Source organism: Legionella bozemanae (assembly GCF_900450575.1).
Taxonomy (GTDB): Bacteria; Pseudomonadota; Gammaproteobacteria; order Legionellales; family Legionellaceae; genus Legionella; species Legionella bozemanae.
Genome location: NZ_UGGY01000001.1, coordinates 718,486 through 731,925 on the forward strand (window position 1 = coordinate 718,486; position 13,440 = coordinate 731,925).

Here is a 13,440-nt window from a genome sequence, read left to right on the forward strand (position 1 = left end):
TTGATGTTTTATTAATATAATGTAGCGAATTATCCTCAGAATGAGGTCTTAACGCAAGTAAAGGAATTATTTAAATGTAGCCTGGGTGCAGCGTCTGACTTTTCCCCAAGATTTTTAACTGGTGACTAAGAGACGTACTTTTTTATTCCCGGGTTTCGCTACGCTGCACCCAGGCTACGACTCCGGAGATTTATCTTTTTTTCTTTTAAGTAGTACATATACTGCGCCGCTTCCGCCATCTTTAGGTAACGCGCTATGAAATGCCAAGATTTTATCTAACTGTGGTAACCAGCGATTCAATAAATTCTTAATCACAGGAGGTGCACCAAGGTAACCGCCTTTACCATGAATAATGAGTAAGCATTTTTTGCTGCTTTCTGCCTGAGTTTGTATAAACTGACATAAGATATCACGAGCTTTTTCACTTTTTAAACCATGTAAATCCAAGCGGGCTTCCCATGGGATTTTTCCCTGTTTTAATGCTTTAAATTGCTGGTTGGAAAGACTTGGGTGGGCATAGGACAGAATTGTTTCAGAAAAAACGGTGTCCACAATCATATCCGATAAGTAATATTCTTTCTTTTCTTGGATTTCCAGGGATTTATTTTTTTTAGATTGGATGGAAGGCTTGGGTGCTTCAACTTTGACCCGTTTTGTTTTTTCATTTAATGGTTTTACCGAACGCATGGATTCGCGAAATAGGGCTTTGTCCTCATCGGATAGAAAATCATCAGCCATGTTTACTTGAAATAATTAAGTGATAATTGAAGTATAACTCAGATTGTTGGGCTGCTTGAATAAGCAAAGCCTTCTTTGGAAACGCGCTACAGAGGAGGAATTGTTTCGTCGATACCGTGCCCTCATATGGCTTTGTGTGCGCCCATAGCCGTCAAGCGAAGCAGAAAACGTATGTTGTCATTCCTGTGCAGGCAAGAATCCATCCATGATGGAGCACCGTGCCACTGTAAAATGGATCCCCGCCTGCGCGGAGACGGCGGGTTTGAGTAAAGTTAAATACTCTTAGCTTGATGAGCTATGGGTTCTGCGCTCTGTGTTTCCTCGCTCATCTCCTCTGTAGCGAGTTCTGAAGAAGTTTAAAGAAATTTAAGTTACACGCTACTTCACCACGATTACTACTTTTGTTGATCAACATAGGGTACAATTTGTACTTTTTCTGAATGAGAATTAACATCCAATGAGCAATTACATACTTAAGGAAACGGAAGAATTAGTCACCATTTTGGATTTTTTACGTTTTAGCGTGTCCTGTGCAATTAATGCGAATTTGTATTATGGTCATGGCACCGATAATGCTTGGGATGATATGCATTCATTGATTCTGAGAAGCTTGTCTTTGCCTTATGATTTAGAGCCAAACTGGCTTAATGCACGTTTAACTGCAAGTGAAAAAAAACATTTATACCAGCAACTGGAAAAGCGCATTAATCAACGAGTACCCGTCCCATATTTGATAAAAGAAGCCTATTTTTGTGATATTCCATTTTATGTAGATGAGCGTGTTCTTATTCCTCGCTCGCCTATAGCTGAACTTATCAAAAGTGAATTTTCCCCCTGGATTGATGAGGATAAAGTACATCGTGTTTTGGATTTGTGTACTGGCAGCGGATGTATTGCTATATCTTGTTGCTATGCTTTTCCTGAAGCAAAGGTTGATGCGGTTGATATTTCCAGCGAGGCACTTGCTGTTGCTGCAATTAATCGCGAACAGTTAGGTGTTGAGGACCAACTTACTTTAATTGAATCAGATTGTTTCTCGAAAGTGCCTCAAGTAGGTTATGATTTAATTGTCAGCAATCCTCCTTATGTAGGGAAGGAAGAGATGCAAACGTTACCTGATGAATTTCGTCATGAGCCTGTTTTGGCTTTGGAAACAAGTAATAATGGGCTGGCTATTGTTGAAACAATTCTCCATAATGCCCATAATTATTTAAACGAACACGGTATTTTGATTGTAGAAGTTGGGAATAGTGAAACCGCTTTATGTGACGCTTATCCCCATGTCCCTTTCACCTGGCTTGAAATGAGTTATGGTGGGCATGGTGTCTTTTTATTAACAAAGCAACAACTAGAAGAGCACTTTAATGTCCGGTAATACATTTGGAACTTTATTTGCTGTAACCACTTTTGGTGAAAGCCACGGCCTGGCCATTGGTTGCGTGGTTGATGGCTGTCCTCCTGGGCTGCAGCTGCGAGAAGAAGACATTCAACCTTTTCTAGACAAACGCAAACCTGGACAATCCAAATACACAACACAACGCAGAGAGGAAGATAAGGTACAAATTCTTTCTGGTGTTTTTGAAGGTAAAACTACAGGTGCACCTATTGCCTTGTTAATTCATAATACCGATCAACGGTCCCGGGATTATGAAGAAATCAAAAATTTATTTCGTCCGGGACATGCAGATTTTACCTATCATCATAAATACGGTCATCGAGATTATCGTGGAGGAGGGCGCTCTTCCGCCCGAGAAACCGCAGCGCGTGTAGCAGCTGGAGCAATTGCTCGTTTGTATTTACAACATCATCTTAACCTGGAAATAGTGGGTTACTTACAGCAAATGGGTGATTTGGTTTTGCACTTTGCAGATGAGGCAGAAATTAATAATAATCCTTTTTTCTGCCCCAACGCGACTCAAATCCAGGATCTTGCCGATGCAATTGAACGTTTAAGAAGACAAGGAGATTCGGCAGGTGCTCGAGTGAAGGTAATCGCTAAAAATGTACCTGTAGGATTGGGGGATCCTGTGTTCGATAAACTGGATGCCACATTAGCTTATGCTATGATGTCTATTAATGCAGTTAAAGGTGTTGAGATAGGGACAGGGTTTTCGGCAGTAAATCAATTGGGCTCAATACATCGCGATCAAATGTCACGCCAGGGCTTTCTTAGTAATCATGCTGGTGGAATTCTAGGGGGCATTTCTACAGGACAAAATATAGAGGTGAGTATTGCATTAAAACCTACTTCAAGTATCACTACCCCAGGAAAAACGATCGATGTTTTTGGGGATGAAGTAACTGTAGTCACTAAAGGTCGGCATGATCCTTGTGTGGGAATTAGAGCTGTGCCAATAGCCGAAGCAATGATGGCTTTAGTGTTGATGGATCATTATTTGCGGCATAATGCATTAACTAATAAGTAATTTTTTTCAAAATGCCCATACGGTGCTTTATGCTGACTCTTGAGCACATTTCTGCCTACGCCCCGCGACTTGTTCGCGTGGTCCAGTGTTTGGCGCAGATTCTCTGGATACCGCGCATAAAGCGCGATACGTAGGATTGGTTTGGAGTACGTAGGATTAATTATAATTTGTAAGGATCTCTCAGGGGCAATCCTGCGAGCAAGTCGAGAGAGAAAGACCTGGTCAAACACACTTAATGACAGTCAGGATTTATCGCTCTCTCCTAATTAGGGCTACATCTCTGCCTACGCCCCGCGGTTTGTCCGCGGGAGCCAATGTTTAGGGCAGATCTTTAGCTCCAGCTGGCAACTCCGTGAACAAGTCGTGGGGGTGGGACGTTGAGCTGGACTGGTTTTTCAGCGATATGTGGAAGATTCAGCCTAATAGGGAGAGGCGCACTTAATAATACAGAAGAGGTTAAGAATGAGCAGAGAATTAAATGTAGCCATAGTTGGTGCCACTGGTGCAGTTGGCGAAACTTTTTTAACTGTATTGGAAGAGCGGGATTTTCCTATAAAGACTCTTTATCCATTGGCTAGTTCTTGTTCTGTAGGAAAAACGGTAGCGTTTAAAAAGGAACAATTGGACGTTTTAGACCTCGCTGAATTTGATTTTAGCAAGGCTGATATTGCTCTATTCTCAGCGGGTGGTTCTGTCTCTAAAGAATATGCGCCTAAGGCTGCTGCAAGCGGATGTGTGGTTGTCGATAATAGCTCTTGTTTTCGTTATGAAGAGGATATTCCTCTGGTTGTTCCAGAAGTTAATCCACATCGTATTGCTGAATATAAAAACAGAGGTATTATTGCTAACCCAAATTGCTCTACGATCCAAATGGTAGTTGCTCTGAAGCCTTTGTATGATGCCGCAGGAATTACTCGTATCAATGTTGCGACGTATCAATCTGTTTCAGGTACTGGAAAAAAAGCCATTAGCGAGTTGGTTTCACAAGTAGGAGATCTGTTGAATGGCCGGCCTGCCAATGTCAGTGTTTATCCCCAACAAATTGCGTTTAACGCAATCCCGCATATTGATCAATTTGAAGAGAACGGTTATACCCGTGAAGAAATGAAGATGGTGTGGGAAACACGTAAAATTATGGAAGATGACAGTATTATGGTTAATCCTACAGCGGTTAGGGTACCAGTTATTTATGGACACTCCGAAGCCATTCATTTGGAACTAAAAAAACCTTTAACTGCTGAAGAGGCGCGTCAAATTCTTTCTAAAGCTCCAGGCATTAAAGTAGTGGATAATGTGAGTAAAGCAAGTTATCCAACTGCATTAAAAAATGCGATAGGCCATGATGAAGTATTTGTTGGACGAATCCGGCAAGATATTTCACATCCAAATGGATTAAATTTGTGGGTCGTTGCAGATAATATTCGCAAAGGTGCTGCGTCTAATGCTGTGCAGATTGCTGAAATTCTTCAACGAGAATATTTATAGTTTCAGTGGCAACCGGCCTATTTAAAATTCGCTAGATTGTCGCGAGGCCTTGTTTCGAACACCGAAGATCAGCATACATAAAAATATGTGAGCATCGGAGCATAGAAAAGCAATGTCTCGCGCCCAAGAGAGTAGAATTATAAAGAGGTCTTAAAAAAATCCTCCTACTTTTTATAACGTACGTTATACTTTGATTAACACGATTGGATTTTTGAAAATATGCTAAATGAATATTATTTAACCGATGATATCGAAGAGCCGGTTCTTGCGAGTAGTATTTTATCTTATGCCACTCACAATATTTCTGCTAAACGATATCATGAATTAAAAACAGGATATATTCCCTGGGAAGCAAAACTGGACCTTTCTGGCTTACAGCCAGAGAGTGCCCGTAATTCCTTGTTGGAATTTATTCGAAAGCAGGTGAAAAATAATAAACAATGCGTACTCATTATTCATGGTGTAGAAGGCCCTAAAAATACTCTTCCTCTGCTAAAGAATTTAATCAATCACTGGTTGCCGCAAATCCTAGAGGTTGCAGCTTTTCACAGTGCGCAACCTAAAGATGGTGGCATTGGGGCAGTGTATGTTTTGCTTAAAACAACACAGGATCTTCCAAAACCAACTCGCATCGAAAAAAATACCTCTTTTTTAGTTGTTGAAACTAAGGCTATGGAACGACAGAGACGTTTGGCCGAACAGCAAGGGGAGCGAAGGATCGCATTAGTGAAAGCTCGAGAACACTCTGACTATGAGGCTCAGCCCGGTCCTGAAGGGGAATTGCAAAATAATATTTTGCAACATCCAGCATTAGACAGCCAGCGTTTTGACGGCGTTGACTCTCCTTTAAACCCTGAGCCTCCATTGAACACTGATGCGCGGCGAGAATACGATAATGAACGACGCAATCAGGAACAAGAAAAACAACTGCGTTTAGGTCATATGCCAAAATTCACTAATACACCTAAACCTAGAGGTCCCTATTAATGACAATAGCAAGTGACATAATCAGTCATCGAATGCCTGATTTTGAAGCTTACCTTCGAGCAGGAGAATCATTAGATGACATTGATGAATACGGTTTTACGCCTTTAATTGAATGTGCGATTACGCGTCAAATTGAAATTGCTGAGCAATTAATTGCGCGCAAAGTTGATGTCAATAAAGCGGATGTGACGGGACGTACCCCTTTGCATTGGGCTGTGGATAATAATGATGTCGCGATGGCGCAATTATTATTAAATAATGGAGCAGATCCCAATGCCTATACGCGCAATGGACTATCTATTTTGGTTTATCCTGTATTACGCAATCAAGAAACACTCAAACATTTACTCTATCAAAATGGCGCGAAGCTCGATTTTGCCCTTGATTTTATTAATGCCAAATTGATAGGACATCGTTTTGAGTTACAAGGAGATGTAGATATAGTCAATGCCAAGGGTGAATTTATTGAATTGGATTATGAAGGATTTATCCTTGAATTTACTGTTGCAGTAATAAGAGATGCCTTAAGGCGCTTTATCAGTAGTTATTCAACGCGTCATTTACGTGAGTATTTTCCCTTAGCTCATGTCATTATGGATGCATTTTTACTTGCAGAAGAGCTGTTGCAATATCAACATTTGCCTTTTCTGGATAAACAGCATATGCAGCGACTGAATGACTTATTAAAAGCGCCTATGTTAATTCTTCCGGCAGCAAGTCGTGGCCATGCCATGGGTTTTATTCGTTTTGGTCACTGGTGGGCTAAAATTGATCGAGGTGAAAATAGCCTGCAGGAAGGAAGCGTTAATATCTATAAAATTACTTCTCCGGAAGCATTCAATGTGCGTTTTTTACAAAATTTTCTTTATAAAAAACAACCAAGACGTTATTTTCACCAGCAGATCAATCAGCAATTAGGTTTGGTTCCGGTGACAAAAATGCCGATTAGTTCACAAATCAGCGGTAATTGTTCTTGGGCTAATATACAAGCGATTGTGGCAGTTGCCTATGCGATTCAAGGATTGGAACAAAGCAGTTTTTTTAATTCAGACTCTGCTATGGCCTTTTATAATGAATGGGTTGCGTGGGATAAAGAACGGGCTATAGATGAATGCATCCAACGTTTTTATTTGGCTAATCCTGTGCGCAAAGCAAGTATTGCGGCAATGCTAGGGGGCGTTTTATTTCAAGCATGTAATTACGCGAACAGGCGTCATGTAGAGATGGCGGAGAAAATACTTAAAATTTTAACGCTCCCTGATTATGAGTACATTTTGAGAAGTTATCTTGAAGAATATTGCATTAAACGATTAACAAAAAAAGGGAATAATTTACTTAAAATTCTCGATGATTGCGGTATTAATCCTAATATTGGTGTTAATCCTATTGCCACAGATTTATGATTTTGCGGCTGTAACGAACTTAATCTAATCACATTGCTAAAAAACAGCTCAGGGTTACTCCTACGTCCCGCGCCTTCTCCGGCGTTGTTACAAGTCGATACATGGAGCCTGAGTGAAGCGAAGTGTAACCCGGGTTATGGTAGCGTGATGTTTATCCATAAACCCGGGTTACGGCTTTGCCTGCACCCAGGCTACGAAGTCAATTACGTTTATTTTTTCAGCTATAATCAAAAGGTAAGAATTCTCTTATTTTAGATAAGGAGATCATTATGTTAAAGTGGGCGCTGATCTTTTTAGTTATCGCCATTGTTGCAGGTTTATTTGGTTTTCGTGGGATTGCGTCTACGGCTACCAGTATTGCCAAAGTGCTCTTCTTTTTGTTTATTATTATTTTCCTGGCATTTTTAATTTTGAGTTTATTTGGAACCGCAACACTTACTGCTGTGCCGTAATTTGGATCATGCAAAACAAAGCGGGTTTGCCATTATCAGATCCTGGGTATGGTATGCACTAACCCAGGATCTCAATTCAAAGTCTCTTGAGAGCAGTTGCCAATGGAATTATGATAGAGAAGTGATATCCATAACAAAACGATAGCGAACATCACAATTCTCTCAACTTTATTCTTTTATCGCAGGTTCTCTTTTTTTATTGTTTTCTCCTTTGGCAGCGGAGGATTTGACATTTCCTTGCTGCTGGCCTCCTTTTCTACGATTTTGACCTGAAGCTTGTTGATTCGTACTCGCACTGGGTCGTTGCTGTTGATTACCACTGGGCCGACGTCGTCGGTTTTGTGATCTTCTGTCCCCAGAGCCCTTGGAGGTTTTTGTTTGAGGTTGATTGCGGCCATGCATTCGTTTAGATTGGCTTTGTGGTGCCGTACTTAAAGAATCTGTATGCCCGCTACCAAATAAACTTGACCATAAACGTTTGATAAAGCTGGTTTGGGCACTTTTTACAGGTGTATGTTCTGTAAATGATTTGACCGCAGGTTCATCGCGTAAAGAAGCGTCTGCCTCATTACTGGCAACTTGTAATTCAGGTTGTTGGATTAAGGTATAACTGGGCTTTTTAGATTTACCCACATTATCTTCTTTTAGACGCGTGATTGAATACTGAGGCAAGTGCATGTAGGGATTGGCAATAATCATCACTGAGACGCCATGTCTTTTTTCAATGTCTCTAACGAAATTGCGTTTTTCATTGATGATGAAGGTTGCCATTTCCGCAGGAAGTTGTACTTGTATTTCAGCAGTCTTTTCCTTTAATGCTTCTTCTTCAATAAGACGCGTAATAGCCAGCCCATGCGACTGAATGTTACGTACAGTACCACGCCCCTCACAACGTGGACAAACTTCTTGAGCACTCTCACCCAATGATAATCTGAGACGTTGGCGCGACATTTCCAAAAGACCAAAACGTGAGATACGCCCAATCTGGATGCGTGCTCTATCTGCCTGTAATGCTTCTTTCAAGCGATTTTCTACATCACGTTGATTTTTACTGGAACTCATATCGATAAAATCGATAACGACCAACCCACCCAAATCACGTAGACGTAACTGACGTGCAATTTCATCCGCTGCTTCGATATTCGTATTGAAGGCTGTTGCTTCAATATCTGCTCCGCCTGTGGCTTTCGCTGAGTTAACATCAATTGACACCAATGCTTCGGTTCTGTCGATCACCAAAGCGCCTCCAGAAGGCAACATCACTTGTCGCTGATATGCAGTCTCTATTTGGCTTTCAATTTGATAAAAGTTAAACAAGGGGATGCTGCTGTTATAGAGCTTCAGGTTCGGTAAAAATTCAGGTTTTACTCGCTCAATATATTGTTTGGCTTTGATGTAAGAAATCTGATCGTCAATGATGATTTCGCTGATTGACTTGCGTAAGTTATCGCGAATAGAGCGAATGATGACATCACCTTCTTGATGAATCAAACAAGGAGCAAGCTCTGTATTATAAGCTTGTTTGATTGATTGCCATTGATTGCACAGCATGTCCAGGTCATCTTGCAATTCTTCTTGGCTTTTACCTACACCGGCTGTGCGGATAATAAGTCCCATATCTTCGGGTAAAGTCAGTGCATTAAGTGTTTCACGCAGCTCATCACGCTCATCCCCTTCAATACGTCGTGATATCCCACCAGAACGAGGATTATTAGGCATCAGAACCAGATAGCAACCTGCTAAGGTAATGTAGGTAGTCAGTGCAGCACCTTTGCTGCCACGTTCTTCTTTGTCTACCTGGACCAGTAATTCCTGGCCTTCACGGATTAACGAAGTAATTGGTGGTTTTTCATCGCCAAACTCTTCAGGATTTTTGCTTAGATATTCAGGTGCGATTTCTTTAAGGGGCAAGAAGCCTTGACGTTTAGAACCATACTCTACAAAAACAGCATCGAGGCTTGGTTCTCGTCTGGTAACTGTTGCCTTATATATATTCCCCTTTTTTTTCACTTCACCAGGACATTCAATATCCAGGTCAAATAAATAACGGTCTTTCACAAGTGCAACACGAACCTCTTCCGTTTGTATTGCATTGATTAACATTTTTTCCATCTATTACCCCATAATTGGGCGCAATCATTTAAGCTGAGATAGTATAAGGCTCAAAATACCTTAGAGGTTCAATTGAACCTGTTACAACTCTACTATCTTGAGTCGGAATGCATTGATTTTCTGTGCTCCGATGCTCACATACTTTGATGTATGCTGCGCTTTTAGTGCTCGAAAATCAATGCCTTGCGACTCAATCTAGCGAATTGTAAACAGGTCCTAAGATTTACTGACATTTCTACGCTTTTGGCTGATGTCGGGATTTTCCGTGCTTCGTTGCATACCTCAGTATACTTTGTTGCAATGTTTGGAGCCCCGGGTTTTTCACCGCAAGTAGGTAATAGGTCAGTAGAATCTGGAATCGAACAATAAGCGATGTGATCTTTAGGCGAACCCATGGCCGTGTAAACAGACTTTACGCATGTTCCCTGCTTAACCGAGCTTTTTTGAAAAGTAGAGGATAACTGCGGTGTGGGTACGTTGCGCGAATCCCCATGTACCGATGCGTACATTCCGGGTCTGTGCTCCGCTCCTTCTGGCATTTGTCTCTCTGCAGCGAGTTTCAAAAGAGGTCTAATTAGAGGTGCATACTGTGAAATATACTGGTTACAAATCAAACGGGTTGAAATATGAAGCCAAAGGCGTGCGAAAACCCTGAAGTAATTCGTAATCGGTATAAAGCATGTCTGGCATGCGTAGGTTTCTGTCAAAAATATGCTCAATTTATCTCTGGCATTGGGTCGCTTCCTTATATCTTTAAGCTTAAATGGAAGCGCTATTTTTTATTTAACAATATTTAACACGTAATTATTCATTTAGGTTGGGTTAAACCCCCATTTCCTCAATGACTAGCATATACTTTAAAGTAAATAGTCACGCTTTTTATTTAAATGCGTTATAATTCGGTTGCATGGAAATTTTCCCACGCTATAGGCGATCATATCAAAAAAATCACGCCCAGAAAACAGGTTTATTGACAATGAATGAAGTAAGTTACAAAGAAATCAGTAGTGAAGAAGAAGGGCAACGTCTGGATAATTATTTGATTCGTATTTTAAAAGGTGTTCCCAAAAGCCATATTTATAGGATTATACGTGGCGGAGAAGTTCGGGTTAATAAAAAAAGAGCGCAAATCAATTCAAGATTGCACGCTGGAGACAGCGTACGTATCCCTCCAATTCGTCTGTCAGAATCAAAAGAGGTATTTGTCGGTGATGCCTTGGCAAAACGGTTGAAAGAAAGCATCATCTTTGAAGACTCCTGTTTCTTGGTAATTAACAAGCCAGCAGGTATCGCCGTTCATGGTGGTAGCGGTTTGAGCCTTGGTGTAATTGAAGCGTTGAGAAAAACCAGGAATGATTTGCATTATTTGGAATTAATTCATCGGCTTGATAAGGAAACTTCAGGATGCCTTTTGTTAGCCAAAAAAAGAAGTATTCTCAGGGCAGTGCATGCGTTGCTTGAGGCACGTGAGGTGCAAAAAACTTATTGGGCATTACTGACACATCGTTGGGAAAATAAAAAACAAGTGATTGTTCGCGCTGCGCTTGAAAAAAACACTTTAAAATCAGGGGAGCGTATTGTATCGGTTAAGGAAGAAGGAAAAGCTTCTGAAACAAAATTTAGGCTTCTTGAAAATTATCAACAGGCATGTTGGGTTGAAGCCAGTCCCAAAACGGGGCGCACGCACCAAATTCGTGTACACAGTGCTCATTTAGGACATGTTATTGTCGGAGATAAAAAATATGGAGCACTTGCAGGAGAAATCGAAGGGATAGATAATCAGCATCATCGTCTTTTTTTACATGCACGATCCATTCAATTTGAATTGAATGGTACAAAGCATTTGTTTCAAGCTGATGCAGATAACCATTTTTCTACCGCACTAAAACAATTACGTGCGAGGAGCGTAGTGAGCAATGAGCAAGCCATATGATTTGGTAGTATTTGACTGGGAAGGTACTATTGCGGATACTTTAGGGATAATTTTACATGTAGTTGCTACAGAAGCGAATTTGCTGGGATTTGGTGATTTTGATTCCCACCAGGCGAGAAAATATGTTGATTTGGGTTTAGTACAGGCATTGAGGAAAACATATCCTCATTTAACAGCAATGCAACATCAACAATTATTACAGGCTGTGCAGTTGGGCTTGAACTCTCGTTCATCTGATGCATGTTTGATGCCTGGCGTGCGAGAACTGATTTATCAATTACACGAGGCTAAGATAAACCTGGCAATTGCAACCAACAAAGGACATCAATCCTTGTTACGCGCCTTGCAGGCTACCGGTCTTGATACACTGTTTAAAGTAACTCGTTCTGCGGGACAGGCTCCTGCAAAACCTTGTCCGCAAATGTTGGAAGAAATTATTGAAGAACACGGGGGAACTGCTGCTACAACTTTAATGATAGGCGATTCATTGACCGATATGGAAATGGCAAAAAGTGCACAAGTTACTGCTGTAGGGATAGATATTTATCATCAACAAGAAGAGGCTGCCCTTAAGGCGGCTGGTGCAATTGTAGTATTTGATGATTATAAACAAATAGCAGATTTTTTAAATTTATCGAAGAGTAGTTAACCGCTTACGTAGCCTTTCCGTAGTTTGAGGTGCAGATGAATCTGTGCAACCATTAAGTGAAAAAAGTGTTCCTTTCTCAGCAAATAGGGGATAGAGGCACTGTTAAGGAACTTTATTATTCCCGCGTAGCGGGAAGCCATTTTCTAAATTGTCTTTGGCCTTCGATTTAGAGTTTGGACTCCCGCCTGCGCGGGATGACAATTAAATACACTTAACTTGATGGCAGTAGACTCTGTTTCGCTCATTCAGGCTAGGTTTAATTTTTGGGCTGCTCATAGGATGGGGGTTGCGTTATTTAGTCATATGTATAGGGAGTATCAAGCGTTGAGCACATTAACCAGTTTGCCAAATTTATTAACATTACTGCGGATCATGCTGATTCCAGTGTTTGTTATTGTTTTTTATTTGCCGTTTGCATTTGCGCATATGTTGGCAGCAAGTATTTTTGCTGCAGCAAGTTTTACTGATTGGTTAGATGGCTATCTGGCACGTAAACTCAAGATGATGTCTCCTTTTGGCGCTTTTCTTGATCCTGTTGCAGATAAGTTATTGGTTTCCACCAGTTTACTGTTATTAGTAGGAGCTAAGGAAATCAATTACATTACGATTCCTGCTATTGTCATTGTTGGACGTGAAATTGTTATTTCAGCATTACGGGAGTGGATGGCTGAAATTGGCAGAAGAGCAAGTGTTACCGTAGGATATGTGGGTAAAATAAAAACGTTTTTACAAATGATCGCTTTGTTTTTATTGCTTGCTTTTAATCCGACGGATACATGGGGTGGTATTTTTGGTTTTGTCTTACTGTATGTGGCAGCAATTTTAACGATTTGGTCGATGATTATTTACTTGGCAATTGCTTGGCCAGAATTAACGAAAAAAAATTAATTTTATTATTGACAGGGTGTTAAATTTCGGTAGAATCACACCCCGTAGAGACGCGGGAATAGCTCAGTTGGTAGAGCACAACCTTGCCAAGGTTGGGGTCGCGAGTTCGAGTCTCGTTTCCCGCTCCAAATTAAAGCGACAAAAAGTCGCTTTTTTTTTTTAGAGCTGTGAAGATATAGAAGTATTAATTGAGGCTGTGTGGCAGAGTGGTCATGCAGCGGCCTGCAAAGCCGTGTACGCCGGTTCGATTCCGGCCTCAGCCTCCATAATCGATTGCCCAGGTGGCGAAACAGGTAGACGCAAGGGACTTAAAATCCCTCGGTGGTAACACCATGCCGGTTCGATTCCGGCCCTGGGCACCAATCAT

General features: G+C 41.1%; 11 protein-coding genes and 3 tRNA genes. 12 read left to right on the top strand and 2 right to left on the bottom strand.

The genetic code is table 11. From position 1 onward, the window contains the following. Positions 1-174: 174 nt before the first annotated feature. Complete coding sequence (locus DY223_RS03090; protein WP_058460825.1) at positions 175-738, bottom strand: Smr/MutS family protein; 564 nt, start codon at positions 736-738, stop codon at positions 175-177. 457 nt (positions 739-1,195) lie between these two features. On the opposite strand from DY223_RS03090, the gene prmB reads away from it, so the two are divergent. From prmB to DY223_RS03120, 6 genes are all read left to right on the top strand, one after another. Then, positions 1,196-2,113, top strand: a complete 918-nt coding sequence (gene prmB / locus DY223_RS03095) for a 50S ribosomal protein L3 N(5)-glutamine methyltransferase (protein ID WP_058460824.1) — start codon at positions 1,196-1,198, stop codon at positions 2,111-2,113. After that, positions 2,103-3,164 carry a chorismate synthase gene (gene aroC, locus DY223_RS03100; protein WP_058460823.1) on the top strand — a complete coding sequence of 354 codons (1,062 nt, stop codon included), beginning with the start codon at positions 2,103-2,105 and terminating at the stop codon, positions 3,162-3,164. The genes prmB and aroC overlap by 11 nt, the downstream gene beginning before the upstream one ends. Positions 3,165-3,626: 462 nt before the next feature. Then, positions 3,627-4,649, top strand: a complete 1,023-nt coding sequence (locus DY223_RS03105; protein ID WP_058460822.1) for an aspartate-semialdehyde dehydrogenase — start codon at positions 3,627-3,629, stop codon at positions 4,647-4,649. Between the two features lie 219 nt (positions 4,650-4,868). Beyond that, the gene (locus DY223_RS03110) at positions 4,869-5,636 is read left to right on the top strand and encodes a Smr/MutS family protein (RefSeq protein WP_058460821.1); all 768 of its coding nucleotides are present in this window, start codon (positions 4,869-4,871) and stop codon (positions 5,634-5,636) included. Continuing rightward, positions 5,636-7,039, top strand: a complete 1,404-nt coding sequence (gene ankH, locus DY223_RS03115; RefSeq protein WP_058460820.1) for a Dot/Icm T4SS effector AnkH/LegA3 — start codon at positions 5,636-5,638, stop codon at positions 7,037-7,039. The genes DY223_RS03110 and ankH overlap by 1 nt, the downstream gene beginning before the upstream one ends. A 269-nt stretch (positions 7,040-7,308) precedes the next feature. Beyond that, entirely contained in the window at positions 7,309-7,491 is a 183-nt protein-coding gene (locus DY223_RS03120; RefSeq protein ID WP_058460819.1) for a DUF1328 domain-containing protein, read from the top strand. A gap of 168 nt (positions 7,492-7,659) precedes the next feature. Here the strand turns inward: DY223_RS03120 and DY223_RS03125 are convergent, their stop codons facing one another. Continuing rightward, positions 7,660-9,603, bottom strand: coding sequence for an Rne/Rng family ribonuclease (locus DY223_RS03125; protein ID WP_058460818.1), 1,944 nt, complete (start codon positions 9,601-9,603; stop codon positions 7,660-7,662). Between the two features lie 976 nt (positions 9,604-10,579). Here DY223_RS03125 and DY223_RS03140 point away from each other — a divergent pair. The 6 genes from DY223_RS03140 (at position 10,580) to DY223_RS03165 (ending at position 13,435) form a co-directional block, all read left to right on the top strand. Beyond that, entirely contained in the window at positions 10,580-11,536 is a 957-nt protein-coding gene (locus DY223_RS03140) for an RluA family pseudouridine synthase (protein ID WP_058460816.1), read from the top strand. Then, entirely contained in the window at positions 11,520-12,185 is a 666-nt protein-coding gene (locus DY223_RS03145) for an HAD family hydrolase (protein WP_058460815.1), read from the top strand. Before DY223_RS03140 ends, DY223_RS03145 begins: the two co-directional genes overlap by 17 nt. Before the next feature lie 324 nt (positions 12,186-12,509). Then, positions 12,510-13,073, top strand: coding sequence for a CDP-diacylglycerol--glycerol-3-phosphate 3-phosphatidyltransferase (gene pgsA, locus DY223_RS03150; RefSeq protein ID WP_058460871.1), 564 nt, complete (start codon positions 12,510-12,512; stop codon positions 13,071-13,073). Positions 13,074-13,125: 52 nt separating this feature from the next. Then, positions 13,126-13,201: transfer RNA gene (locus DY223_RS03155), tRNA-Gly, on the top strand. Positions 13,202-13,265: 64 nt separating this feature from the next. After that, a tRNA-Cys gene (locus DY223_RS03160) sits at positions 13,266-13,339 on the top strand. A gap of 9 nt (positions 13,340-13,348) precedes the next feature. Continuing rightward, positions 13,349-13,435: transfer RNA gene (locus DY223_RS03165), tRNA-Leu, on the top strand. Positions 13,436-13,440: the final 5 nt, after the last annotated feature.